The 26,175-nt window shown below is 62.0% G+C and carries 15 protein-coding genes; 7 read left to right on the top strand and 8 right to left on the bottom strand.

Annotated features, from left to right (window positions below; all coding sequences use genetic code 11):
* Positions 1 to 60 precede the first annotated feature (60 nt).
* From ASC93_RS10890 to ASC93_RS10920, 7 genes are all read left to right on the top strand, one after another.
* Complete coding sequence (locus ASC93_RS10890) at positions 61 to 2,244, top strand: hypothetical protein (protein ID WP_157201858.1); 2,184 nt, start codon at positions 61 to 63, stop codon at positions 2,242 to 2,244.
* Complete coding sequence (locus ASC93_RS10895) at positions 2,241 to 4,184, top strand: cell envelope integrity protein TolA (protein ID WP_056441103.1); 1,944 nt, start codon at positions 2,241 to 2,243, stop codon at positions 4,182 to 4,184. Before ASC93_RS10890 ends, ASC93_RS10895 begins: the two co-directional genes overlap by 4 nt.
* Positions 4,185 to 4,195: 11 nt before the next feature.
* Positions 4,196 to 5,149, top strand: coding sequence for a hypothetical protein (locus ASC93_RS10900; RefSeq protein WP_056441105.1), 954 nt, complete (start codon positions 4,196 to 4,198; stop codon positions 5,147 to 5,149).
* 7 nt (positions 5,150 to 5,156) lie between these two features.
* A complete protein-coding gene (locus ASC93_RS10905; RefSeq protein WP_056441107.1) occupies positions 5,157 to 6,443 on the top strand; it encodes a DUF445 domain-containing protein in 1,287 nt (428 codons plus the stop codon).
* Positions 6,444 to 6,528: 85 nt separating this feature from the next.
* Positions 6,529 to 7,899, top strand: coding sequence for a hypothetical protein (locus ASC93_RS10910; RefSeq protein ID WP_056441110.1), 1,371 nt, complete (start codon positions 6,529 to 6,531; stop codon positions 7,897 to 7,899).
* Between the two features lie 106 nt (positions 7,900 to 8,005).
* Complete coding sequence (locus ASC93_RS10915; protein WP_056441112.1) at positions 8,006 to 9,907, top strand: DUF262 domain-containing protein; 1,902 nt, start codon at positions 8,006 to 8,008, stop codon at positions 9,905 to 9,907.
* Positions 9,904 to 12,306, top strand: coding sequence for a DUF262 domain-containing protein (locus tag ASC93_RS10920; RefSeq protein ID WP_082547938.1), 2,403 nt, complete (start codon positions 9,904 to 9,906; stop codon positions 12,304 to 12,306). Before ASC93_RS10915 ends, ASC93_RS10920 begins: the two co-directional genes overlap by 4 nt.
* A 311-nt stretch (positions 12,307 to 12,617) precedes the next feature.
* On the opposite strand, the gene ASC93_RS10925 is transcribed toward ASC93_RS10920, so the two are convergent.
* The 8 genes from ASC93_RS10925 to ASC93_RS30650 form a co-directional block, all read right to left on the bottom strand.
* Positions 12,618 to 14,135 (bottom strand): hypothetical protein, encoded by a 1,518-nt coding sequence (locus ASC93_RS10925; protein WP_157201859.1) that lies wholly within the window; start codon positions 14,133 to 14,135, stop codon positions 12,618 to 12,620.
* Positions 14,136 to 14,156: 21 nt separating this feature from the next.
* Entirely contained in the window at positions 14,157 to 14,945 is a 789-nt protein-coding gene (locus ASC93_RS10930) for a hypothetical protein (RefSeq protein WP_056441120.1), read from the bottom strand.
* The gene (locus tag ASC93_RS10935; protein ID WP_157201860.1) at positions 14,942 to 15,889 is read right to left on the bottom strand and encodes a hypothetical protein; all 948 of its coding nucleotides are present in this window, start codon (positions 15,887 to 15,889) and stop codon (positions 14,942 to 14,944) included. Before ASC93_RS10935 ends, ASC93_RS10930 begins: the two co-directional genes overlap by 4 nt.
* A 181-nt stretch (positions 15,890 to 16,070) precedes the next feature.
* Complete coding sequence (gene drmB / locus ASC93_RS29670; RefSeq protein WP_082547939.1) at positions 16,071 to 18,053, bottom strand: DUF1998 domain-containing protein; 1,983 nt, start codon at positions 18,051 to 18,053, stop codon at positions 16,071 to 16,073.
* 2 nt (positions 18,054 to 18,055) lie between these two features.
* Positions 18,056 to 21,730 carry a helicase-related protein gene (locus ASC93_RS10945; RefSeq protein ID WP_056441128.1) on the bottom strand — a complete coding sequence of 1,225 codons (3,675 nt, stop codon included), beginning with the start codon at positions 21,728 to 21,730 and terminating at the stop codon, positions 18,056 to 18,058.
* The gene (locus ASC93_RS10950; protein ID WP_056441131.1) at positions 21,727 to 23,454 is read right to left on the bottom strand and encodes a nuclease-related domain-containing DEAD/DEAH box helicase; all 1,728 of its coding nucleotides are present in this window, start codon (positions 23,452 to 23,454) and stop codon (positions 21,727 to 21,729) included. Before ASC93_RS10950 ends, ASC93_RS10945 begins: the two co-directional genes overlap by 4 nt.
* The gene (locus ASC93_RS10955) at positions 23,442 to 25,070 is read right to left on the bottom strand and encodes a hypothetical protein (protein ID WP_056441133.1); all 1,629 of its coding nucleotides are present in this window, start codon (positions 25,068 to 25,070) and stop codon (positions 23,442 to 23,444) included. The genes ASC93_RS10950 and ASC93_RS10955 overlap by 13 nt, the downstream gene beginning before the upstream one ends.
* Complete coding sequence (locus ASC93_RS30650) at positions 25,070 to 26,068, bottom strand: hypothetical protein (protein WP_157201861.1); 999 nt, start codon at positions 26,066 to 26,068, stop codon at positions 25,070 to 25,072. Before ASC93_RS30650 ends, ASC93_RS10955 begins: the two co-directional genes overlap by 1 nt.
* Between the last annotated feature and the right edge of the window lie 107 nt (positions 26,069 to 26,175).

The following is a 26,175-nucleotide window of genomic DNA, read 5'->3' on the forward strand; positions in this document are numbered from 1 at the left end:
CGCGTGTCATCGCCTTTCAGACCACCGTCCTGCCAACCCTTACCAGCATCTCTGACCATCATGCAAACTCCTGAATTACTGCTTTCGACTCTCAACCAGGCCTTGCGCGAGCTGCGCGGAGCAGCCAGGGTATTGGAAAACGACGCGATCGATGCGCAGCTGCTGCCGGTCATCCGCTGCCTGACCCTGGCCGAAATCATGAACAACCGCTGGCTGATCGCGGTCGGCGGGACGCAGAGCGCAGGCAAGACCACACTCGTGCGCACGCTGTACAACCTGGCAGACAACGATCCCTGGCTGCCTGCGAACGAGGGTCGGGGCGAGACCCTGCCGATTCTGATTCAGGAAAGCGCGGATCATGACTCACCCAAGGGTTATGCCATGGTGCTGCGTGCTGCGGACAAGGACACGAACCAGTTCGTCACGGCCGAAGTACCGCTTGAAGCAGCCGAGTTCGTGAGAGCCTGCCGCGGCCAGATGGCAGAAGTACTGTTGCCGGTGCTTCGCGTGCCGCGCAGTCATTTCGAGCACAACGGTCAGGCGCTGCTGCTCCTGCCGGGCTACGAAAAGCGTACGACCGACAACGGCGTGTGGCAGGACCTGATGCGCCAGGCGCTGGTCGGAGCTGCAGGATGCGTGATCGTGACCGACTCCACGCGCCTCGCGAACCAGGGCCAGCAGGATATCGTCAAGGACATGCTCGCCAACGAACTGCGCACCGTGCGGCCCCTGATCGTGATTGCGAAGACTGAAGCGTTCGGCGGCAATGAGGCGAAGCTGGACGAGCTGCGCGAGAGCGCCGTCGCCGCGTTCGAACTGAAGGGTGAGGACCCAGCCGCACGCGTATTCTGTTCCGGGATTGGCGGCTCCGGAACCGCCACCGACCATGTTCATCGATCGCGCCAGGTAATTGGTGCAGCGCTGCGCGACATGTCCCTCGCCGGCACTGCCTCACGTCAGGTTCAGATGGCCAGGCTGGAGCAGACCCTGTCCGTCGACCTGGCGGACGCACTTCGCGAGCTGCGCACACACGCGACCCTGTATTTTCGTCAGTCCGGTGGCGAGGAAGGCGCGCAGGAAACGCTCAAGAGCTGCCTGGATGCCTTCGACGATGCGTGCGCCAGCCTGCGGGAGCAGCACCAGAAGATGGTCAAGGAGATCACGGGGGAACACTACGGCAAGGCGTGGCGCGCCATGGAAGGCGTCCTCATTCGCGATCACGAGGGCCTGCGGAACAAGATCGCGAGGACCTTCGACAGTGTCAGCGAAACCCAGAAAAAGCTGGAGAGCGACGTGCTCGATGCCTGGCACAAGCAGGACGCCCTGCTCGACCAGTACACAGCCGGTCTGGGCAAGCTCACTGCCGGGGATGCCGGGCCGGAATCGTCATCGCTGGCGCTGGGCTCGTCAGCATCGCCACTGCAGCGCCTCGGCTACGTGGACAGCAAGAACGAACCCGTGAAGACCAGATTCACGGATCCAAAGATTCAGTCCAACCTGCACGCGCTGATGCGCAGCCGCGCAGGCGAAGTGGATGCACGCGCTACCAACCGTGACCTGGAGCGTACCGCGCGGCTGCTGCCTGTCATGGTGCTCGAATACACGAGGATCGCATCAGCCCTGCCGCAACTCGTTCATGTCAGTGAAACGACACTCGCGCAGATGCCGAAGGGCGACCTGGCCGAGTCGGCCGGCAGAGTGAAGGAACAGTTCTCCGAGTTTGCAGAGACCTCGCGCGGCATCCTCAAGGGCATTGCAGCCGTTCTGGCCGTGGATGTGGCGGCCGACGGGCACGCCGACATCATCGACGCACTGCTGTCGACAATCGGCGTCGGCACCGGCGCCGCCGCGAGTGGGGGCGCCACCACGGCCGCAGGCGCTGCCGGCATGACGGTCGGCGGCGCGGTCGCCGCTGCAATCGCCATCGGCTACCTGGCACACAGCGCACTGCAGGAGGTCAGGCGCTACGACGGTCAGGTGCGCGCGCTTGCCAACAACATGTTGCAGCATACCCGCGACCATCATCAGGTGCACTTCGCTGCGCGCTACGACGAACTGATGAGCACCATGCGCAGTCACCTCAAGCAGGGCCTCCGTCGCCGTTACGCCCTGGATCAGCGCCTCATGGAACAGGACCGCCTGCAGAAAGCCCTGGCGGACGTGAAAGTCCTGCAGCGGGACTTGCTGTCGCAGCTGGCAAGTTCCGGGCAGACGCTGGCGCTGTTCGACACGGCGGCGGCATGATGACACGTGGCGAGAAGCCGGAGGTGCGGTGGGCCGCCCTTCGTGATGACAAGCTCGCCTGGGCATACCGCGCGTACCGGCGCTTCGTCGAGGGTCTGAGCGAAGACGTGCGCGCGCACCTGATGGACGGTGCCGGCGACCAGGAGCCCTACGTTGTCGTGTTCGGAAAAACCCAGGTGGGCAAGACCACCCTACTCCTCGATCTGATGGGACTGGGAGCCGACGCACAGGCGCGCGTCAGCCGGGTGCTGCGCGGCGGGCGCGCTTTCGGCAAGTCGGCCACCGCCACCACAATGGAATACAGGCGTTCACCGGACGGCGACTGGCATCTCGATGATGGGTCGGGCATGCGGCGGATCGCCGCCGACGATGACATGTGCGAGGCGCTGGGGGAACTGCGCCAACGGATGAGCAAACGCCGTCTCAAGGTGGAGAAGCCCGTGGTGGTGTGGATTCCGGACGACTGTTTCGGGCAGACCGCCGGAACTGGCATCGGTATCGGCACAAGGATGCTGGACCTGCCGGGGGACAACCCCGCGGACGAGGTCGAACGAGAACATGTCGAGCGCATGGCGCAGCGTTACGTGCCGCATGCGGACCTGATCCTTCTGGTCGGACGCGGCGACGACCTGTCTTTCCTGAACCCCGAAGCGCTCACGCTGCCGAGTATCGAGGACTGGCAGTACGTGCCGAATCGATTCCGCATCGTGACCACCTACTCGTTCACGCCGCATACCGTACAACAGTTCGCCCGCAACCATAAGGGGAAACTGACGGCCGAACACTTCCGCGAGCGTCTGCTGGAGCAGATCCAGACCTTCGGTCTGCCCTTGTCGCCGGAAGCGGCAAGCACGGCGCGTTTCTTTCCCCTGGAGTTCGGGCAGTCGTGGCAGACCATGCTGCAGGAAGACGCCGCGTTCGCGAAGCGCGTCGAACCACTCGTGAACGAACTCAAAGCGGCGCTGCACGCGGACATTCAGGCCTCGGCCACCGAAGCAGCCCGATTCCGCAATGCGCTCGACGTCCAGGTCGTCACGCGGCACAAGCGCAAAGCGCGCATCGAGCAAGGAAAGGCAGCACTTGCCGAACTGGCGGAACGCATCGCGAAAGCCGAGGCGACAGAGCAACAGGCTCTGTGCGGCGAACGTCGGATTGCCCGTCAGGCGAAGGCTGCCCGTGCGCTGCTGTCCCGGCGTGCGGCGGCAGAGCAGGAACTGAGCACGGACCTCGTTTTCGACGCCGAAGATCACATCACGAAGGTAGATGGCCTGACGACGAACACCAGCGCGCTCTTCGGACGAATCACCGATGTCACCTCATGGCTGCGCCAGCGCTTTCTCGACACCGTGCCATCGGGCAGCGAAGCCAGAAAATTCTTCGGCAATTCCCGACCGAACCTGACCGCAAACATCGGCAAGGTCAAGCGGATCACCGACGACGAGTTCGCCACCCTCATTGCACGCATGGAGGGCTATTCCCTGGACGAGTATTACCCTAAATGGTCGAACTGCTTCTCCGAAGACAAGAAGCGCCTCAAGGACGACATTCGGGACGCAAGCGTGAAAACAGCCGAACTCCTGCAGACAGTGTGGCACAAGCACGCGGGCAAACGCGCAGCCGAACTAGAAGTCGAGGCGGCCGCGGCCGAGAGCGAAGGTCTGGGACTGAAGCAGATCGCCGCACAGCAGAAGAAGGCACGTGAAAAACTCATCGCTCGATCGAGCGAGGTGGAAGCCGACATGACTCGGGCTCTTGCACGCCTCGACAGCGATGAGGGCAGCGCAGCCAGGTTCAGTAACATGCTCGACGAAGAATACCTGACGGAGCTACGGGAAAAACACGCGCGGGTCGCGATGGCGAAACAGCCTGTCGACGCCCTGCTCACCCTGCTGTCGGTAGCCGACCTGAGCGAAGAACGCCGCAAGATCAAATTATCCTGAATGGAACCACCATGAAGCGCCACGAGAATCCAAAAGACGAAGAACTGCAGCGCCATATCGACGCGCAGGAGCAGGCCATGTCGCAACTGCTGCTGCGCGTGATGGAACGTCCACTTGCGCCATTGCACAAGACTATCGAGGACCTGCGCAGCCATATCGCGGCCGTCGAGCAGGCAAGCATTCACGCCGCTCGATCCGTCGAGGCGGGTCTCGGCGAAGTGCTGGAGGGTCAGAGCAAACGTCTGAATCGCCATGTCAACGATGTTGCCGATGGCGTCGACAGCCTGAAAGAAGAGCTTGCAGGCCTGGCATCGACGCTCGAGAAGCGCCACGACGAGCAGGTCGAGCGCGAGCAGCACATCCAGGACAGCCTGGCTCGCGCCCGCGACGTTCTCGTGCAGCTCGACGCCAAGACCGATGCGGTGAACGGCGCTCTGGTCGCAACGTCTGCCGACCTTGCCAGGGTCGACGGTGCGCTCGGCACGATACGCGAGCAGCAGCGGGTGGCTGTCGAGCGGTTCAGCCGGGAGCTCGGCGGGCTGGGTGAACGCCTGGAGCAGCAACAGTCACATTTCGACGGCAGCCTCGGCAGGACAAGCTCGGTTCTCGAGCAGCTCGACACCAGGGCGGCAGCGGCAAACGAGAGCCTTGCCGCTTCAGTGCGTGGGGTCGCGAAACTGGACGCCGAGCTTGGCACCCTGCGTGAGCAGGAGCAAACCAGCGCCAGCCGGCTGAAAGGCGGTCTGGACACGCTGGCCGCCACCGTCGAGCAGTCATCCAGAGAAACCGCAGCCCGCTACGAGGCGCTTTCCGAATCGCAGAAGGCACTGGTGGCAGCCGCTGTCCAGGAGCAGCTTGCCCTTCAGCTTGCGCCGTTCCAGGTGCGGACAAAATGGCTCGTCGCGGTGTGCGCCCTGAGCCTCGCATCGACTGCCGCCCTGCTCGGCCTGCAACTGATCCATTGAGGAAGCAATGAAACGAGAAAACGATATCGTCCAGCAGCTCGACGTTGCCGAAAACACCTTCCGCCGCAGCCGCCTGCGTGCCATGCAGCGCGTGGCTCTCGGGCTTCTACTTGCGGCAATGGTGCTTTTCGCGCTCGCTCGTTCGCGTCACGGCCGGCACCCGGCCTGGGGCTACCTCGAAGCCTTCGCCGAGGCCGCAATGGTCGGCGCCATTGCCGACTGGTTTGCCGTGGTCGCCCTCTTCCGCCATCCGCTCGGCATTCCCGTCTGGCACACCGCGATCATCCCGAACAGCAAGGACAGCATCGGCAAGAGTCTGGGCAGCTTCGTGGAGAACCATTTCATCACCGAGGACGGCATCGTCGGTCGCGTACGGCAGGCGAATGTCGCCATGCGGCTGGGCGAATGGCTGCTCCATCCGGTGAATGCAAAACAGGTCGGCTGCTCGGCCACCTCGCTTGTAAGGCAGGTCCTGCAGGGGCTCGATGACGAACAGGTCCGCAACATGATCCGTGAGCTCGCGACCAACGAACTCCTCAAACTCGACTTGTCGGCACTGGCCGGCGGCGGCATGGACGCCTTGCTGGCCGAAGGCAAGCAGCAGGAGCTGCTCGATGCGCTGCTCGGCAGGCTCGCAGGCTGGCTGGCGAACGAGGACAATCACGAGACCATCGGCGATTTCCTGCTTCGCAGTCTGAACGTCGAGAATGGGTTCGTGAAGAATCTGGTGCAGGGCTACATGCCAAAGGCCATCGAGTCGCTGCAGGAACAGATCGCGGAAGTGCAGCGGAGCGGCGAGCATCCGCTCCGTGCTCAGGTCGGTATCTGGATTGCCGACAGTGCCCTGCATCTGAAGGCGGACCCTGCATGGAAGGACGCGATTGCCCGATACCAGCGGCAGACGGTTCGCAGCGACAGCGTGCAGAATGCCCTGAACGGGCTCTGGGATGTCTTCCGCGACAGGATGCTGGCAGATCTGCAGGGAACAAGCCCGGCGCTGGCCAGCGCGACGCAAAGCCTGGTTGAAAGGACAGGACGTGTTCTGGTCAGCGATCCTGCTGCGCGTGAATGGCTGAACTCCGCGGTCGAATCCGTCAGCCGCAACCTCGTGCAGCGCCACCGTGGCGAGGTGACGCCTTTCATCGAGGAGCAACTGGCGAAGTGGACGAAAGAAGAAATGAGTGACCGCATCGAACTGGCGATCGGCCGCGACCTGCAGTTCATTCGCATCAACGGCACGCTCGTCGGCGGGCTTGTCGGGTTGCTGATTCATGTCGTGACGACCGTGTTCTGAGCACGGTTAACACTCACACTGCCGGAAGCCGGGCAAGTCGTTCGGGGTTCCGGCAGGCTGACCGACTCCATCCTGGGAGACACCTTTGAAATTTACCGAATACGCGAACAACTGGATACACGTGGGCACCGGCTTTCGCCTGAGCCGTGCCACGATCGTCGGCCCCTACCCCACTCACGAGTTCATCGAGCAAGTGCTTTCACTGGGGCCGGACGAAGTCGTACTAGCAGTGGACGACGGTTGGCCGCAGGAGCGCATCGAAGCGATTGAGCAGACGCTCGCTGGCCGCGCGAGATTCGTGTTGCGCCGTGTTGCTCCACTTGGTGGCGGCGGCCTGGTCCACGCCAAACTCTACTGCTTCGAATGGGTGAATGGCGCCAACAACCGGCGCCGCCATACCCTGCTGGCAGGTTCGGCCAACGCCAGTCCCTACGGGTTCGGCGTGCATGCGGAATCATTCGTCCATGTGGACCTCGCTGATATCGACATCAGGAACAAGAAGGCAGCACTGCAATACTTCACCGATCTGGCAAGCGGTCACGACACCGCCCACACGTGGTTCTACATCCATGACAAGTCCTGGCTCTCTCTGCCGCCGCTGCGTATCGTGCATACACACTGGCCCAACGGATTCGATGCCTGGATCCGCCGCGGCCGCCTCTGCCACAGCTATCAGCCTGATCCGACGTTCGGTCGCCTCGTGTTGCGTCTGAAGGAGCCAATGCCACAAGGCCTGCTTGGTACAAACCTCGGCAACGCCGGCTTCAGTCAGACTGGCGAAATGCAGGCGTTCACCCGTCCCTACGTACGCTACACGAGCGGCGAACCCGATGCGGCAATCGAACGCCAGACTTGGCGGCAGCGATACTTTACCGAGACGGTGTACGGCCACTGGACAAGTGCGGAATGCTTTTCCGCGCTCGAAGACAGTTTTGTCGCTCCACAGGCCGACGGCCGCAGGCGTGCGCTCGACGCCATTCGCGAACCCCGACCGGAACATTACAGCCGCTGGCTCGGCGAATTCACGGACTCGATACACAACGTCTCGCGGACACTCACGGGCAAACAGCGCGAAACCTATTTTCATCTCCAGCGACGGGGCGAGCTCGACGAAGACCGGTACCGGCAGCTGGCCGATTCCAAGCTGGCGCGCGACCGCGAGAAATCGAGGGACGACTACTTCTGCCGCCGCTTCACGTCCGGCTTCGCTTTCCCACCGGTTCCCGCATTGGGCGACGAGTTCGAAGACTTTCTGCTGGAGCTTTGTGCGAATCTGCTGGCCAAGCTCCAGGCGCGCCAGGTTCGCAACAAGCTCGCGGCGGCCCTTCGCCATCATGGCATTGCTGATCGGGGTACGACTCCAGAAGAGTTGTTGGACCAGTTACGCTATCGCTGGGATCACCTCAAGTCTGAACTCACCAGGTTCCATGCAGAAAAGGACCGCGCAATCCTTTAACTCGGCGATGTACACCGCTGGAAGTGCTCGGTCTGATCAACACATGCACTTCTTCGCGTAAACCTGACAAGCAGTTCATCCCATCAACACTCAAGCCGAAGCAGCAATGGACAAACAATCAGAAGAAAGCCTCGCAAATCCCCGGCCCGAGAAGGTCAGCAAACTGAAGGGGCATTTTTTCGTTCCTTCCTACCAGCGTGGATACCGCTGGGGACAGCATGAGGTCGAGGCGCTGCTGAACGACATCTACGCCTGCCGCGATCTCGATCCGGGCGTCAAGTACTGCCTGCAGCCGATCGTCGTCAAGGAGAGAATCTCCGGCGCATCTGCCGACGAAGCACGGGAAGGCCTGCCACCGCCTGGCACGGTCTACTACGAGCTGATCGACGGGCAGCAGAGGTTGACGACGCTGTACCTGCTCTATCTGTACCTGAAGAAGGTCAAGGGCATCGTCCCGGGTTTCAACCTGGCCTACGAAACGCGGCCGGGCAGCGCCGCCTACCTGCTCGATCCCACCGAAGCGCAGCGCAACGCGAACATCGACTTTTTCCATATGCACCAGGCCTGCCAATGCATTGAGCGCTGGTTTCAGAAGAGGGGCGAGCAGACCGACGACGGCCAGATCGCGGGCGTTGCCGACGACATGTACCGCCATTTGCGCGAACAGGTCCACGTGATCTGGTACGACGCCGGCGAACAGGATTCGATCACGCTTTTCACGCGCCTGAACGTCGGCCGTATTGCTCTGACCAACGCAGAACTGGTGAAGGCGCTGCTCCTGTCGGGCAAGGATGCCGGAACCTTGAACGCGCATTACCGCCAGGTCGAGATCGCCACGCAATGGGACATGATCGAGCAATCCCTGCAGGACGACGCCTTCTGGGCTTTCCTCACCAACCATCCTGCCTCGGCTTACCCGGCCCGCATCGAACTGATCTTCGACCTCCTGGCAAAGAAAAACACGGCCAGGAGCGACCGCTTCTTCACCTTCGAGTACTTCAAGAAGCAACTCGACAAGCTGCAGCATCAGAACAAGGGCGCAAAAAAGGCGGAGGCCAACCAGGGTAGCGCACCCCAGATCGCGGTATGGGCACCTGTACTTGAGCTCTACCATCTGCTCCGCGAATGGTTCGAGGACCGGGATCTTTATCACAAGATCGGCTACCTGGTCGCCGCCGGCGACAAGCTTGGCGATCTCGTCGGGAAGGCGACTGGAGAGGAAGCCGTGACGAAGTCCGCATTCTCGACCTTCCTCGACGATCGCATCGCCGGGCTTCTCGGGCTCGACGCCACGGCAGCCCGCGAACTGGACTACGAAAAGCATCGCCGGCAGTGCGAGCGCCTGCTCCTCCTGTTCAATGTCGAAACGGTGCGCCTGCTGGATCACTCCTCGGAGCGCTACCCGTTCGACTCGCACAAGAAGGAGCGCTGGTCGCTTGAGCACATCCACGCGCAGAATGCAGAACCGCTGAAGACGGACAGTGAATGGCGCAGCTGGCTGGCCGACGCCCGTCGTGCGCTGTGCGCACTGCCCCGCTTCGAAGACCGGCAGAGGGAAGATGCGAAAGCCGGTCTGCTGGGTGCAATCGACCTGACACTCGATTCTGACAAGGGCGGCATCAGTCGCGGGGTTTTCGCTGCGCTGTCGCGCCGGGTACTGGACGAGTTCCTCAACCCGGACGGGACAAGCCAGGACGAGCATTCGATCGCGAACCTGGCGCTGCTCTCCGGCGCCGTCAACAGCGCGTTGAGCAATGGCGCCTTTCAGGTCAAGCGCCTGCAGCTCATCGACATGGACCAGGACGGCAGGTTCATTCCAGTCTGCACCCGGCGCGTGTTCCTGAAGTACTACACGAGGACCGATACTCAGCAGATGCATCTGTGGAGCCGCGCGGACCGCGCCTGCTATCTCGATGCCATGTTCGCCGACCCGCACGTTTCGCCCGAAGGGAAAGAGGGCGTGGTCTGGAAGTACTTGAAGAAACCGGCAGCAGGAGCCCAGGCATGAGCACATCTTTCAGAAACGTTTTCCGCGACGGTGCGGTAAGACATATCGAGATCCCGATGATCCAGCGCGATTACGCCCAGGGCCGCCGGGACGCCAACACGACGCGCATCCGCGAAGCCTTCCTCGGCGTGCTGCGCCAGGCGCTGGTAGAGAACCAGCCAGTGGGCCTTGATTTCATCTATGGCGAGATCGAGGACGGCCGTCTGGTGCCGCTCGACGGCCAGCAGCGCCTGACTACGCTGTTCCTGCTTCATTGGTACCTTGCTGCGCGCAATGGCATCCCTGCTGAGGAGTGCCGCTTCCTGGCCGAATTCACCTACCGCACCCGGTTCAGCGCCAGGCATTTCTGCAAGAAGCTAGTCATCGAACGTCCGTGCTGCCCCTTGCCGCACATCGGCAAGGCCGGGACGGCGACCCTGTCGGCGTGGCTGACCGACCAGCCCTGGTACGCCGGTGCATGGAAGCACGACCCTACCATACAGTCGATGCTGGTGGCGCTGGACGACCTGCACGCCCTGTTCGCGGCCGATGACCAGGCCACCTGCCGGGCCGCATGGGAGCGTCTGGTGGACGAGGAGCAGCCTGTCATCACCTTTGACTTCCTGTCGGTGGAAGACATGGGCCTGACCGACGAGCTGTACATCAAGATGAATTCTCGCGGCAAGCCGCTCACGCCGTTCGAGCACTTCAAGGCCGATTTCGAGAAGACCCTGGGCGCCACTTCCAGCAAGGCACGCGCCGACTTTGCCCGCAACATCGACCAGGACTGGTCGGACCTGCTCTGGCCCCTGCGCGACAGCGGCACGAAGAAGGAAGGCGAAGAGGCGATCATCGACGACGAGTTCCTGCGCCTGTTCCACTTCGTCGGCGACATCACAGTCCTGCGCCGCGGCGTGTCGGTCGATGACGCGCCGTTCGACAAGGACATCGGCCGGTGGGCAAAGCGCATCTACGGCGTGGACAGCCCCGTGGCAGCGCAGGCACAGGACGACATGTTCGCCACCTTGGGCGCACTGGTCAGGGAAATCAGGGAGCGCGATATCAAGGACGCCGACGGCTACGCCGCATGGTTCGGTACCCACTTCACCCAAAGGGGTTACCGGCAGGGCTGCGTGGCGATCTACGACAAGGTCGATCTGTTCGGCGACTGCTGCGCCAACTATGGCGACACGAGCGGCCAGCGGCGCGGCTTCCCGCTGGCCCGCACGCTGCTGCTTTTCGCTTTCCTCGAATACCTGAGGCACTCCCCTCGTCCCGACGCGGCCGAAGCCGCCCGGCGCTTGCGCACGATACGTAATCTGATCTTCGCCTCGAGCAACGAGATCCGCCCGAACCAGATGGCGACGCTGCTTGAGACCACCGCCGCCTGGATGCATGACGGCGACCTGGACGTCCTGAAGGGGTACAACGCGCGCCAGATCGAGGAGGAGAAGAGCAAGGCTGCTTTCCTGGCACGCTTCGAGGGCCATCCGGCCGTGCAGGAGACGCTGCACACCCTCGAAGACCGTTCCCTGCTGCGCGGCTGCCTTGTCGCCTTCGATCTCGGCGCGGACGCCGATGCCTTCGTCCGGCGCGCACGCCTGTTCCACGAGATCTTCCCGGAGGACGCCGCCATCCCCGCGCCGCAGATCCGTGCCGCGCTGCTGGCCTGCGGGCCCTACCAGCAGCGTACGCAGAATGGGCGGTTCCTGTTCGGCAGCCCTAAGCCGACCCAGCTCGAAGCCTGGCGCAACCTGCTGACCGGCGCCAGCGTCAAGGGTATCCACGCCGCGCTGCAGACTCTGCTCGACCGCTACGGACAAACCGAGGGCGATCTGCCCGAGGCGCGCCTGCAGTCCATCGCCGATGCCTGGCTGGAGGAGCAGGAACAGGCGCGGCACCTGGACTGGCGCTATTACCTCGTGAAGTACCCGGCGATGCGTTCCGGCGAAAGCGGCATCTATGCATCTTCGACCGAGCGAATGGGTTTCGACCTGTGCATGTTGAACGCGAGCCAGCTGAACAGTTACTACCGCGACCCCTATCTGCAGGCCGTTATCGTGGCAAGCGGTGTGCGCGAAGGAAAGAACGTCGCCGATTGCCGCTTCTACGGCTGGGATGACTATCACGCTGTGGACCGGTGGATCAAGCTCCAGGACAGTGACGACAAGCTGATCAGCTGTCGTGATGGCGGCTTTCAGCTGTGCGCCCCGAAGGGCCCGACCGCCCTGGCGGTGTTCAGCGACGTGTGCCGCAAGCATGAGGTTGGCCCGGACCTGATGCTGGCGATACCGCAGTCAGACGAGGACGGCCGGGTCGCCGATGGCGAAGACCGCGTACTGAAGGGAGCACGGCTGCTCAGGGATCTGGTCGAGGGTCTTCGTACGGCTGGGGAAGTCGCGCCCCTGGCCGTTGACTGACGCGCACATGCCTGCAGCAACCGCTGCAGGCATGTAAATTTTCCGGTAGCACTTCGGGCAAGGCGGGTCTCTCCAAAATCGCCCGTGTTCAGCAGGCAATGCCGACCCCGGAATATACGAAGGCTGAGAACCTGGCTGGAAGGCCGAGCCTGGGCACGCTGGGAGTAACGTGCACGGCTACCGATTCCAAGAAGCCGTTGGAACCAGTTCCAGTGCATCCCGGAGCGCCTCCCGACAGCGGTCACGTTGGCACAGACGACACAAAATGAAGACGGAGGATATCTGGTTCTGTACGTCAATCGTTCTTCATGTCAGAACTCGAGAGCCCTGCCGGAACGAAGTTGAGAGGAAAATGCCTCCCGAGTCCCAAAGGCCAGGTCCTTGTTCATGGCCACTGCGATCCTGGACAATCCATCATGAATGCTTGCGCCCTCAGCCGACGCCGCCGAGATCAGGTCGAAACCTTGCTTGAGCGCCAGGCTCTTCTCTCTGAAGAAAACGTCGAACGCGGCGTGCATCTCGACCTTGTAGGCCTCGTGCTGGGCTTTCAACCTCAGGCATAGAGCCTGCGTTCGCTGGCGCAATGCGCTCGACGCATCAAGGTTCGCCACGGACCGCATCAGCTCGGCATGCAGCTGTCCTCCAAGCATGGACGCCACCATGCCGCCAACCAGTCCACCAACGAGCGTGCCGACCCCAGGCAGAACCGCCGTCCCGACGATCGCGCCGAGATTGGAGCCGGTCATCGAGACTGCCAGCATGCTGCCATCCTTCGTCACGTTCCGAACGAAGTCCTCGCTGCTCATCCTGCCACTTGCCAGTTCGATGATGCTCTTCCCCATCGTCGCAGCGACCTGCACGGCCATTGCAGGCGCGTTGGACCGGCCCAGATTCTGCATGACTTGACTGTTCGCGGCCTGCAGGGCACCACCGATCGTGGTGCTTGCAGCGGCGCTGACGTAGGCGCCTGCGGCAGATACGCCAACATCCTTGCACACATCCAGGGCAGCTTCGTCGAGAGGCTTGCCTGATCTGACAACGGCCACCAGATTACGCACTGCACTCATCCCTCCACCGATGGCCGCACTGGATTTTGCCGCCTCGATTCCGGCACGATGGGATACGTCGAGCACATCCTTGACCGCGCTGAAGGTCGGTGATGTCCGCGCCTCCATCGCGTCAACCGACGAGACGTCGGACCGCTTCAGGCGGGAACGTGCATCCTCGATCCTGTCGATCGCTTCCTGCTTCTGCCGCGCCAGCTCATCCTGACCAAGACTGCGGAGTTTGTCGCGCTGTTCGACCAGGCTGTTCTGCTCGGCTGCCCAGTCCTTCATGACGAGGTCGAACTGGTCACCTGGAACCACCAGTTCGGCACGCCGGTACTTGTCGAAGTTGCCCTTGAAATGATCGCGGTATTTCTCGATGTCCTTGTGAACCTTCATCTGGCCTCCAGACGTCAGTTGTGTGCCGTCCACCGATACAGGACCGTTCGCAGGGTCCACCTCGACAAAATCAAATTCCTGGTGATTGGGGTAACCAACGTTGTCGGTGCGGGCGATTCTGGAAGGGTCGCGCGCAATGGCGTTTTCGGCATTGGTCCGCGCGACGTGCTTCACCTCGGCCGCTTTCCCGGCCTGCTGGTGCAAATTCTTCTCGCGGTACTCGGGATTCACCTGATAACGCGCAATCTTCTCGAGCTCCGCAATCGATCTGCAGTGTTCCGCAGTAGCTTCGGCGTAACGCTTAACGGCCGTCGTTGCGGCGAAATTCACTTCGGCCGAAAATTCTGCGTGCTGCTTCTGCTCGTCGCCCGTCTGATCAATCATCACTCGCTCCATTCCAGGCACTCAGGCTGCAGCAGCGATTCGATCGGCAAAACCGGCAATCCGCTCTTTCTGTCCGTGAAGCTGTTCGATCACCTCATCCAGGAAAGCGCCCTCCTCATTGAGCAAGGCCGTATTGAGTACATCCTTCAAAAGGATCGCGGCATTGACGGTATCGCGAGCGACTTCCTCGAGTTCGGCCTCGCGCGCGTGCATTCTTGTCGCCAGGCTTGCGTTCAGTCGCGTCGACATTGCAGCAAACCTGCGTACGCGATCGGTCTTCTGGACAAAGGATGCTGCTTCCTTATGCCACTGCCGCCCCAGCGCCTCGTGTTCGCGCGCCACATAAACGGCTCTCCTTCCGTGAATCATGCCGGCAAGCATGCCAGCTGCCAACGCGCCTCCCGGAACAGCGGCAATCCAGCCGTAAGAGGCTGAGATTTCAGCTGCGAAGACAGCAACGGCACCGATGGCACCACCCGCCAATGCTCCAATGGCGAGCCACAGCGGCGCCGATGGAACCGATGGAAGTCCTCCTTCGTCGAGGAGGATGGCCGGCAAACGTTCTGTCTCGGCTCCGGCAACCGGACCAGGATTGTCGAGTCCTGCAAGCCGATACAGAGGAGATACCGTCGCGAGTTCCGCAGAAACCAGCCGCCGTTGCTCATCCAGTACGGAAAGCGACTTTCGCGTCCCATTCCTCGTGGTCTCGCAGCTGCTACGCGCGTCGCTCATCTGGTGTCGAGCCGCTTCCATCATGGCGCTTGCAGTGCTCCGCAGCCGCGCTCCTGCGCTGAGATAGTCCATCATCATGCCAGGCTTCCTTCTTCGATCAACACGAGAGTGTCACGCTCGATACGCGCGACCGTCATCTCATCAATTTTTCCGTCGGCCGCGAGCAGCGGGGTGGACAAGTGCTCATGCAATGAATGACCGGCGAATGCGACATCGATCAGTTTCGAGCGCATCCGCGAATTCTGCATCTTGACAACCGACTCGAGCCCGGCAATCGTTTCCTTCATCAGATCGGAACCCTTCAGGATCTGCTCCAGCTGGCCTACGTAGGTGTTGATCTGTGCTTCCTTTGCGTCGACCTCGTCCCTGTAATTCCGTGCATCGTTCAGCTTCTGTTTCGCGTTGTTCTGCCCGAAGTACATCGCGACCATTGCTGTCGGAATCAAAGCTACCCCGCCGAGCACGGCCATCCCGCCGGCCACCCCCATGCCGCCCGCAGACGCTGCTCCACCTCCGAGCCAGGCCAGCGTGGCATTCGTTGCCGCGACACCGGACAGGGTACCGATGGCGGTGCCGGTGGACGCGGTACCAATGGCTCCTGCAAGTCCCCACGCTCCCAACGCGAGCGATGCACCGCCGAGGGCTCCAGCACCGCCTCCAAGAAGCATCTGCTGGACATGCTCGGAGGTCGCCTTGAGCTCCTTCACCTCGGGGAGGTCAGGATCGACATTGAACGTCTGGCTGGTGTCCCTCAGATCGCTTACCTGGATGGTGCTCATCATCTCGTACAGGGAAACGAATTCCGTGACCGTCGTTTCGAAAACCCTGACGCGCAACCGCCCCAACTCGGCAAGGCTCTCGGCTGTTGCCTGCTGTGCGTCCTTCAGGCGTTGTTCCGCTTCTTCCTCCTGCGCCTTTGCCGAGCGCGTGATGCGTTCGCTCTTCTTGCGGTCATTCATCCCGCCCGTTACGAAATTGGCGGTCCGCTCCGCTGCGTCCTTGATGTTGTCCCACCAGCCCATGACGTCTCCCTTGAACAATGCACAACAGAAATATTACAACGATATCAATAACCGCTGACCGCCGGATACGTGATTTTTAGCTTTAATCGAACATCGAGCTGAACCTGTTCCGCCCCCTAGGAAGATCTGTTGCTCTGCCCATCCAAGGCGCCCCAGTTTGTGGTGCTCAGCTCATTCTGGCTCAGTCCACCATGTACGTCTCGACCAGTTCCGACAGATATCCAGGTGACCGGTCTTCCGGCGTACCAACCAGCATCGCCCGATCAAGCCCCTGATTGATCGTCTCGCACGACGTTTCCGGCAGCAGCACGCAAGAGTGGCATGCCGCCAGGTTGACCTGACGGGAGCCCTGCCCCCCAAGATTTTCCGAGCAGACCGGATCTGCAGAACACCACGACGCCCGGCTGATCGCGCGGCGGACGATTGCACCGAAGCGTTCCGGCTGCCCAAGCCGCACGAGACCACCCATGGTGCCCTCGGAATCGCCGGCTGACGTATAGATGAGGATTCCGGCCATGGGGGCAGCGGGATCCGCGGAGATGTAGAGCCGCTCCCGCAGCGACGCCGTACTATACCCACACTCGAAGACCAGCTGGTTGATGAGCACATGAGCCAGGCTGTGCACCAGCAGGAAGCGCGACGCCCATTCCCGGCTTCCCACACCTTCCGGGGCCATGGCCTGGGGCAACTCGGACAGGCGGAGGATGAAGTCGTCGCTCAGCCTGTCAGCGAGCCATGAATGGTTCTTTTGTTGCCACTCGCGCAGGCGGTCCTCGCTGAGCTCCAGATAGATTCCTTCACCGAACACGGCAACGGCGGGTAACCAGCGATCCGCAATGTCAACCGGCGGGTACCGGAACAGCTGTCGGATCGCTGCATCCGGCATCTCGGACGGGGGTACAGTCTGTGGTTCCAGCCGGCTGAAGCCGAAGAATGCCCGTGTCTCGCACAGGCGTTCCACCAGATTCACACGTGTCACGATTCCGTAAAGGTCGTCCGGTACTTCAGAGGGGATCACGCGTAGATCGGGCATCCGGTCCGGGTCATCGATTTTCTGGCGGATGACATTGAATTCCTGGCGCCGGAACGTCTGCAGTTCCGATTCCGGCGCCGCGGGCACAGCAGCACCATCATCGGCATTGAAACGCGGCTCGAACAGACTCCTCAGCGCCTCCTCCACTGCCGTGGCGTCGAACTCATTTCCTCGCCGGGCGAGGTACCGTTGTACATCCTCGGCGATCCGGGAGTGTTCGCTTTCACTGACAAGCTTCCATTCCATTCGCTTCGGGACACAATAAGCCGGCTCTTTCGCGAGCTCTGCTCGTGCACGGGCTGCCTCGTCATCGATGTTCATTTCCGGCAGCAGGATGGCCGCCATCGTGCGCGGGAAATAAAGATTGGTCTGGTTGATCAGGGCACCGACCAGCGGATGCGGGCAATTGCATTCCTCGGCGCCTGGCCCTAGCCATGGACGCTCGCCGGGACAGGCGATTCCCGCCTTTTCGAATGCGCTCCGTCCTTTTCCACGGCCTGCGCCGTCCGCATCACCTTGCTTGTCCGGTGGCGACGTGGTCCCCGACAGCGACTTGCCCCGCGCGCCATCGGAACCCGGCGGACAGGTCTTGCACAGGACTTGGATGCTCGCCAGATCGGCACCGCCGCGGTCGATGATGCGCAGACCGCCCTGTCCGGAACAGGTACAGCCGATCCATTCCTGCCAAGGAAATTCATTGAGATGACCACCTGCGCAGACAGAAATGAACCGGACGGGCTGCCAGCGCCCGCCGGCAGCCGGTGGGAGCCTGGCGCTATCCGGGTTGAAACGGCGCATCTCACCCGTGCTCGTATGCCGATACCAGGTCGGAAAGCGCAACGCGGGTATGGTCAACGCCGCGTTCGGCGGCGGATCGTCACCCTTGCGCACACGACGATAATCCGGCGGTGCACGGAACCGGTCGACATGCAGCAGTTCGGACAGACGGGATTCCAATATCTCGAACTCTGCAACATCCGAACACGGGACCAGGCCGCGTGCAGGTTCATGTTTCATGTACCAGTAATCGAGACCACAGACTACATGCGGAATGCCGCGACGGTCGGTGTACAGACTACCGGGTCCGAAAGGCGCAATCAGTTGCCCGACGCGAATTGGTTTGTCAGCCATTCTCAACCTCCTGCATCCGGCCGGGTTGAATAGGCCGGGGTGATATTCAGTTCGGCGCTGCCATCGACCTGGCGCATGCTGCTTGGGATGACTTCGCCCCTGCGCTTCTGGAGATCAGTTGCAAACTGCCCAGGCCAGAGCATGAGGTATTCCCCATCCTTTTTTGGGGGAAAGTTCTCCCATTCCTGTGGGTTGCTTTTCCACTTGTCACGCAAGCTCTCGTAAACGCGCACGAGCTCCTTCGCCGATCGCTCAGCGTCGCTCTCGGATTGCTGTACCGCATATGATCGGTCGGAGAGAATCTCGAGTGCTTCTTCGAGTGCCGCCTCGTGTGCTGCAAAATCATGCACATCCGCCTTTTTCCGCTGGCGTACCCACGTCAGCATGGCGCCAGCGAGGCCACGCTGAATGGCAGAGATCGCAAAAGGTGTAGCGGAGGTCGGCTCGACACGCTCGTACAGCCGCCGGTGGTAGCTGTGGAACTGTTCGAAATGCGATCGGTCCCGGCTCTTCGACGGGCTGTACAAGGTGAGAATCAGACCTGGACGCTCCCACCAGCGGCGCCCCACGCGACCGGTCACCTGGATATATTGAGCTGTGGTCTTCGGCTGCCCAATCACGCCCATCAGCGAGAGCCGGTCGATGTCGACACCGACCTCGATGATGTTGGACGCCAGACAGGCATCCATGACGTCGCTGCCTTCGGGTGTGCAGGCGACCGAGAGCCTGTCCATCATCCCGACGATCTCCGACTGCGACAGCCGGCTCGTCAGCTCCTCGACGACTCGAAGATTCCGGCGGGCCTGCGGATCGACACCCTCGCGGTTGAACATGAATTTCAGGCGCGACCGAATATCCGAATCGAACAGCGTGCGCGCACCACTGAGCTCGCGAATACTGTTGTAGAACGCCAGCAGCGTCCACCAGGGATCACGACGCTCAGCCGCAAAGAAGAACGGACGGAACAGCACGGACGAGAATGTCCGAACCTGTGCGGTCAGGATCGAGCCGTAGTCCGATGCATGGATTCCGAGGTACAGACGCCCCGGCCGCAACTTCCTGTTCTCGTCGCGGGCATACTGCCCGAAAAAGGAATCCCCCATGGTCAGGCCGGGTGCGGGGAACAGACTGGTCTGGTCCCGGTCATACAGGGTTTTCACCTGGCCATCGGCGCCCCGGATGGTGGCCGTCGAGGCGATCAGCTTCGGGCTGACTCGCACTCCCTCGTACTCGACAGTACACAGCGCCTCGAAAATACCTTCATAGAGCGCACACATGGTGCCGAGCGGTCCGGAGATCAGATGCAGTTCATCCTGAATGATCAGGCCAGGCGGCATACGGACTTGCACCGGGTCTCCTTCGCCATGCTGTCTGCCGAACAGCGCACCTGCCTGCGGACGATAGGCAATCATGGCAAACTTGTCGGCAGTCGCGATCACGAGACTGGGTGGACGTCGATAGATGCGTTCGTCGATCACCTCCACCGGCAGCCAGGTATCCGGATGCTCCCCGCCGAACGCGCACTGGCCGTCGGAGCAATGAAGCAGCGGACCTTCGTCACGGATGTCCGTGATACCGCGCACGCGTCGTGCGTGCCAATCCTTCTGCCTCATTCCCGGTGGCTGATCGCCGTCGTATCGGCCGATCCCGCATCTGCACCAAGGGCATTCGGTCAGTACCAGCGGATTACCCTTGCCCTCGCCACCGGCGAAGGCCTTCATCTTTTGTTGAGCGTCCTTGATTTTGTTCGGCGCCCCATCGGCGCCGATCCAGAGACCGAGTGAGAAACGCTCACCGGCCAGTTTTCCGTTATCGTGCCGGTCGGGATGGCGGCGCAGGTACTCCATCGCGCAGATCAGCGCTGCCGCGCGCTGGAACTGCTGCGTGGTGAGCATCCTCAGCGTGTACCTCATGAGGACATTGGTGCCGTCTCGCCTGAGCCCCGGTTGTTCGCCCATCTGCAGACGTTCATGGAACATGTAGTAGGCCATCACGCCAAGGTAGGCCTCGGTCTTGCCGCCACCTGTCGGGAACCAGATCAGGTCGACGATCTCCCGGTCGGACGATTCCGCATCGCTTGCCCCCGAAAGCGACATCAGCAGAAAGGCGATCTGGAAGGCTCGCCATGTGCCGAGTCCGGGACGAACGCCATCGCTGCTGTACACACTCCATGGATTGGCAGTCCCTGCCGCCGGCACCACCATGCGGGCTCCGGCGTTCCAACCGAGCGGCCGTCGGTCAAGCTGTTTCGTGCCGATCTGCTGCAGGAGCATGGCAAGGTTGGCCAGCCTGAACGCTCTTCTCGCCGACGGCTCTGCCTTGAGCAGCGCGATACCCGCTTGCATGCGATCCAGACACCGGCGGCATGCGTCCAGGTTCCGCAGGGCGACATCCTGCAGATTCTCTGGAAGACCGGTGGCTTCGGCGCTTCGCTCGGCAATCCAGGCCTCGTACTCCGCCGCAAGCGTGGTCAGCGCCGTCCAGGCCTGGCCCTTGCCGTCGTCCTGCAGCGCTGCCAGCATCTTCATGGGCATCTCGATCGGATTCCCCTTCCTGTCGACCACGTCGGCCGTCATGCTGGGGAGCTCGACCGCAGGCATCACATCCGCGTAGATCTCGGCAGGTGCAGCACCAGGCGCGGCATCCCAGCCTGCAGCGCATCCGTGTCCGATCGCCCAGGTGGCCGATTCACGGTACAGCAGGGCCAGGGACTGTTCTTCCTCATCCAGCTTCTCGAACGGCCGCTCGCTTTCCGGATACCGTTCAAGCGCGCCACCGGTGACGCTGACGTCGAAGTAGCTCTGGTAGAGCACCGCCTCCTTCGATCCGGCATGACTCGCAGGGGTCACGTTCCGCAATACGACGGTGATCAACCACCTGTCGGCGGTGTGGCGGACCTTGCGCGGAAAGGCTTCGATCCGCAGCGCCAGCGGGGATCCGGGCACTGCCGGCAGGTCCCGGGATACCTTCTTGCCATTGACCAGCTCCTGCCGGGGGATCAGGATCCGCGTATCTGCAGGCAGTGCCGGCAACCGTCGCCATACCGGAGCGGTACGCGGCCCCTTGTCGTCGCTCCAGCACCGCGCCGCCTTCTCGTATCTGCCGTTCAGCGCGAACGGCGCGGCATCATCGGCCTGCCAGACGAAGCGACGCTCACGCGGCAGCCGGATCACGATCTGTCCACCGCCCTCGAGCCGGGCACAGAAGGTCACGCCCAGCGTGGAGGGAAAGCGGACGTCAGGACTGGTCACCTCGAAATCGTCCGACGCAGCGTCCGGCGTGGCCGTCGCATCGAACGTTGCGTCCTCGGGCGCTTCATTCCCTTGCAGGTCGGAGGGAGGACCTTCCTCGTCCAGCCCGTCACCATCCGTACCGAGGGTGTCGGTGGCGAGTGCCGCAGCCGTTCCCTGGCTACGGGCATCGCGTTGAAAACTCCCGGCCGGGTGCAGCAGGCCCGCCCCATAACGCCGGTAAGGATTCTCGCGGTCGTAATACAGCACTTCCTCAGGCACCGCCTCAGGTACAGGACGCCAGGCCAGCGGCCCGCGCCGGTTCGGTTCGGGATCATGAAATTCCTTCTGCTGATTGAATTCGACGATCCGTGGCGTCGACAGCGGCGTCGACGGCCCTACGACCTCACTGCGCACCCATCCGATCAGCTCCGAGCGTTCCTTCATTCGTCATCCCCTTCCTTGAGCCATTTGACCAATACCTCTTTTGCACCCTCATGGCAGAGAATGCGAACCTCTTCGACGGCACGCGTCATGCCGGTGTAAAACAGATGCCGGTGAAATTCGGACTGTCGCGGCGCCAGATCTGTCAACAGAATGACCTTGCGCTCCAGTCCCTTGAATGCATGAATGGTCGAGTGAGCAGTGCCGTCGCCCTGCTTCCACGCCGCCTGCAGTGGCAGACCTTCTGCTGTCAGTCGCGCGGCAATGCTGTCGGGTTCTGCGCAGAACGAAAGAATCGCGATCTCGCCAGGCCGATAACCTTTCGCCCGGAACTCCGCAAACCAGCTCCTCACGTAAGCCGCCTGTTCGTCCGGGCTGCGGTAGAACTCGATGTCGTAACAGGAAAGCGTCCCGCCGCCGCGCATGTAGCCGCTGTAGGTCCGGGCAGCAAAGCCGCTGAGGCGGACAGCGGTGTTTCCGATAACCTGGTAGTTACGGCAGTTTTCCGCCAGGCGCCAGCGCGCGGGGCGGGCATCCCGTAATAGCGCAGCGAGGTGTTCATCCAGTGCCGATTTGTCACCAAGTACCTGGTGACTGAAGTCGCCGAACAGGGCAAAGTTTCCGTCGCGGAACCCGCCGGCGAGGAACTGTGTCAGGCAGTGCCAGATGCGTGGCCGTGCCAGGAGATCCTGCGCCTCATCGACAATCAGGTAGTCGAATGACGCCGTGGCGGTAAAATCCGGATCGGTCAACCGCTCCTCGATTTGTGCCGGCAAATCCTCGTCCCAGAACGATGCCGATGGCTGCTCCGGCACGGCGATGCCGGCCATGTCTGCCATCAAACGAATCGCGCGGCCGGCGACAAGGTTCGGCAGTGCGGCAGACATGTCGGTAGCCCGCTGTCTCACCCATTCCCCGACGAGCTGGTTGAAACATACAAGGGCTACACGTCTGCCGTCCCGGACCAGACTTGCGGCGAGTTCCATCGCGATCAGCGTCTTCCCGGTACCGGCCGCGCCATCCACGACGATGCGAGGGTTCAGCTCCGCGAGACGCAGCACTGGTCGCTGCTGCTCGCGCAGCACATGCTCCGCTTCCTTCTCCCTCTGCATGATGTCTTCTCGTGCACCGGGACGGCGTTTGTGCACCGGCGCGCAGAACTCGACGATTCTGGCGACATCTGCCGGGCGCACCGGCGCAGCGAGGGGTGTCAGGCTGGCGTCGGCTTCAATACTGCTGCGCATGCAGCTGACCAGACGCGCGCAGAACTCCTGCGCCGTCCTGAAGGAACGGAACTGCAGCCCGTCGATCAGCTCCCACGGCTGCACGGCCAGGTTCGGGCGAAGTGGGAACGGTGCATTTGGGAAGATGCAGCAATGGACTACCGGCAGTCGGTGATAGCCTGACGATAGACCGATGAGGTTTCGGTAAAAGCTGTAGCGCCCATCCGCTGCCTGTTTGAACGGCGAGCGGCGGATGTCATGCGGGATCCACTGGTCGCCCTCGAACAGAATCGTCCTGTGCGACTTCACTTCGATGCAGAGGATGCCGGTATCGGGCACGATCACGACGAAATCGATTTCGGTCCGGTGTCCGCGGTTCCAGGGCGCGAGGTCGAGCGAATGAATTGCGACCCAGTCATCCGGTCCACTGGCAAGCATGCGGAAGACGTCCTTCTCGCCCGGCGGCGTACGCTCGTCGGTAAATGCGGGAATCAGACGCGCCATTTTTCAATCTCGTTCAGAGGATGGGCGACCCGCATGTTCTGATCGGAGGCGCGGAAGCCGTCCTCAATGACCACTACGCGATCGAAGAATGCAGTGCCGGCTACCGCACGACCACCCGGCAGCGCCAACGTGAAACTGGAGCCTGCGGCAGCCAGATCGCGGATTTCGGCAACCATGGACACGAGTACTTCGCGCAGGCTCTCGTCCTCCTGTGCGTGATTCACAAAACCGGCATGAATTGCCTCCCCCCGGCTGTGGCAGACTTCCTGCCAGGCGAACTGCCACAATGGCTTGTCCCGGAAACGCGCCGGCGCGACCGATGTAAAATCGGCCTTCAGTACGCGCATCAGAATCTCGAAATGCCGTTTCTGCTGTGGCGCATGGATTACGGTTGTCGGTGGCTTTGCCCAGTGATGAAGAGCGGGACTCAACCACGTCAGGTCAAGACCGGCCGCATCCAGGTCGTGAATCAACGCTTCCGCATTTTCCTCGAGGCGCCTGCGCAGACATGATTTCCATATCTGACTGAACCTGCCATGTTGCGCCTGCAGCGTCCCGGCTCCTTCGGTCTGCAACGATGGCCGGATGACAAAACAGGTTTCGGTCAGAGAATCGCCGACGACACGGTACCCGAGACAGTGCACGTCATGCTGGCTCGGGTCGAAGCACAACACCCGGGCCAGCGGCGGGTACAGGATGCCATGTTCGTCATTAACCTGAACCAGGACAGCCTGACGGCTTTCCCGGGCAGTAGTTTCCCGGAAATCGCGAAACATCCGGAACTCATCGTCGTCAGGCGGCGGCGTCGCGAACGTCGTGTCATCAGCGTCATCGGCCTGGTGGACTTGTCGCGACCAGAGCAGAGCCGAGCCCATGGGCGACGACGGCATTGCCTCGGTTTGCGGCAGCGGTGCCCCGGATGCAGCAGAGGAACTGACCGGGTCGTAGCCGAACTCCGGCTCATCGAAGCACCCGGACCAGACAAACTGCAACAACCGGGTGAACCGGGGAGCGGTAATCAGTGCATCGGGTACGGCGCCCCAGCCACGGGCACGCAGCGGGCCGACCTTGACAAGCGTCTCGAACGGCACGCACTCGCGGTAATCACGGCACGAATGCAGAAATGCCTCGGGCGGAAGCGCAGTACCACCTGCCGCAGCGATCAGCTGATTGAAGGCCGGGACGGCGGACCGATGACAGAACACACGGAAATCGACCTGATTCGCCTGCAGCTGACAGATCTTCTCACCCACCAGTACCGCCAGCGGGCTCGCCATGCCGCGCAACTGCGCTGCCGCATCAAGGGCCGCCTGACACAGGTTTCCCATGTCCGCGCCCCAGCGACGCTCCAGAAATGCCGGCGTCCCCAATGGCTCGAGTTTGTCGGTCAGAACCTCATCGAATGCGATAGGGACTGTCAGCCATTCCGAAAGCATGCGCTGAATGTAACCCACAGTCTCGAGGGCGTCCGGATCGTCAGCTTCATGCCAGATATGGGCCATCCTGCGCAGGCTGCTGCGAAGACTGCTGAACCATCCACTGAACACGTCATGCCGTTCGGCGTGCACCGTTCCATTGAGGGCCAGACTGTCGAAGATTCGGGAAGCCGATACCATCAGTTTTCCCTCCGTGCAAGCAGCGCGGCTGCGACGCCTACTGGGAGCTCTCCGATACCGTCAGACAGCGGATCGTCTCGCCGGTACCACTGCTCGAGATGAGCCAGTCGATGACCCAGCGCCTCGAGGCGATCGCGCTCCAGTGTGCGAGGCACAACCCCAATCACATCAGCCAGCTTCATTTCTGGCTTGTCGAGCGCCCGCAGGAAGGCCTCATCGCCATCAGCAACAACCAGCTGCGGGGACCGAGTATGACGATCAAATTCACCCTTCCGCGTGTTGAAGAGTACGACGCGCGAAATTCGCTCGGCGGCCCAGTGTCTGACCGTCAGCAGTTCGTCCAGTCCGGCCTCCAAACCACCCACAGAAAGCCGGATCTCGGCAGCTGCCGCACGCGTGGCTGCCTCGCCTCTCAGTCGCGTCATGAGGCAAATGGCAGAATCCGAGCGAGAAAGATTTCCTGCACAGATAGCGCCTGCGTCAGGGAAAAGCCCGTCGTAAAGCTCACGATAGGGAACTCGGCCGCCATGCAGCTGCAAGGGCGGTTCGTCGTGAAAGCGCCAGTTCATGGCAGTTGCCGGTGTGATCAGCCGACGGTCGCTTTCCATGCCGGTGTGCCGCACCCAGACGCCGATATCAGGCTCGACATCGCTGACGAGGAACGGACCGGCTCGTCGCCCGTGGCTCCGAATGTCGCAGAGAGGACGATCCGCATGTCGGGTACCTGCCAGTGCCTTGATTCGGAAAAAATGGGCTGCCAGATCGTCGGCCCCCTCCTGCGACAGCCGGAAACGCATGGCACCAAGCGTGAGGAGCGCAGCCCCAGCGGATTCACAGGGCGTGGTCAGCAGGATGATGCGACGAGTACTGTCCAGTGTAGACTGAAGCTGATACCCGGTACACAAGAAGAACTGCGCCCACGCTGGCAACGGTCGCCACGCGTCTCCCTCTTCCCGGAATTCGGGAAATGCACCACACGATTCGCCTGACTTGACCACGTGATTGCCACCTGCCTTCTGTACCGCTGGACTGCACGTCCATGGTAGCTCGAAAATTGGGCTGATACCGATCCCTCCATCGACTAAATGGAGGTTTCCGTTCATTA

This window comes from Massilia sp. Root335 (assembly GCF_001425685.1).
Lineage (GTDB): Bacteria > Pseudomonadota > Gammaproteobacteria > Burkholderiales > Burkholderiaceae_D > Telluria > Telluria luteola.

Coding starts and splice junctions, on each gene's coding strand:
- ASC93_RS10890 (WP_157201858.1), top strand. CDS start 61: ATGCAAACTCCTGAATTACTGCTTTCGACTCTCAACCAGGCCTTGCGC.
- ASC93_RS10895 (WP_056441103.1), top strand. CDS start 2,241: ATGATGACACGTGGCGAGAAGCCGGAGGTGCGGTGGGCCGCCCTTCGT.
- ASC93_RS10900 (WP_056441105.1), top strand. CDS start 4,196: ATGAAGCGCCACGAGAATCCAAAAGACGAAGAACTGCAGCGCCATATC.
- ASC93_RS10905 (WP_056441107.1), top strand. CDS start 5,157: ATGAAACGAGAAAACGATATCGTCCAGCAGCTCGACGTTGCCGAAAAC.
- ASC93_RS10915 (WP_056441112.1), top strand. CDS start 8,006: ATGGACAAACAATCAGAAGAAAGCCTCGCAAATCCCCGGCCCGAGAAG.
- ASC93_RS10920 (WP_082547938.1), top strand. CDS start 9,904: ATGAGCACATCTTTCAGAAACGTTTTCCGCGACGGTGCGGTAAGACAT.
- ASC93_RS10925 (WP_157201859.1), bottom strand. CDS start 14,135: ATGATTGATCAGACGGGCGACGAGCAGAAGCAGCACGCAGAATTTTCG.
- ASC93_RS10930 (WP_056441120.1), bottom strand. CDS start 14,945: ATGATGATGGACTATCTCAGCGCAGGAGCGCGGCTGCGGAGCACTGCA.
- ASC93_RS10935 (WP_157201860.1), bottom strand. CDS start 15,889: ATGGGCTGGTGGGACAACATCAAGGACGCAGCGGAGCGGACCGCCAAT.
- drmB (WP_082547939.1), bottom strand. CDS start 18,053: ATGGCTGACAAACCAATTCGCGTCGGGCAACTGATTGCGCCTTTCGGA.
- ASC93_RS10945 (WP_056441128.1), bottom strand. CDS start 21,730: ATGAAGGAACGCTCGGAGCTGATCGGATGGGTGCGCAGTGAGGTCGTA.
- ASC93_RS10950 (WP_056441131.1), bottom strand. CDS start 23,454: ATGGCGCGTCTGATTCCCGCATTTACCGACGAGCGTACGCCGCCGGGC.
- ASC93_RS10955 (WP_056441133.1), bottom strand. CDS start 25,070: ATGGTATCGGCTTCCCGAATCTTCGACAGTCTGGCCCTCAATGGAACG.